General features: G+C 63.5%; 1 protein-coding gene. It reads left to right on the top strand.

Going from position 1 to position 255, the window contains the following annotated elements; genetic code table 11:
- Nucleotides 1-255, top strand: a 255-nt coding sequence (locus AACY49_RS31625) for an immunoglobulin-like domain-containing protein (RefSeq protein WP_339528300.1), incomplete at both ends; no start/stop codon positions are given.

The following is a 255-nucleotide window of genomic DNA, read 5'->3' as shown; positions in this document are numbered from 1 at the left end:
TCTACAACAATGGCAGCACCGTCAGCACCACGATCACCGGGACTACCGGCGGCAACTTCGAGAACCTGGTGCCGAACCCGACACCGGCGGTCACCACCGTTACCGACTCGGTCGACACCACCACCGTCACACTGACAGCGGGTTCGACCGTCACTGAAGGCGGCCAGATCACCTACACCGCGACCTTGACCAACCCGGCGCAGACGCCGGTCACTGTCACCCTGTCCAACGGTTCGACCATCACCATCGCCGCAG

The organism is Pseudomonas sp. EL_65y_Pfl2_R96, from assembly GCF_963970905.1.
Classification (GTDB): domain Bacteria; phylum Pseudomonadota; class Gammaproteobacteria; order Pseudomonadales; family Pseudomonadaceae; genus Aquipseudomonas.
The sequence above is the reverse complement of the archived record's forward strand: the minus strand, read 5'-3'. Positions and strand labels throughout refer to the sequence as shown.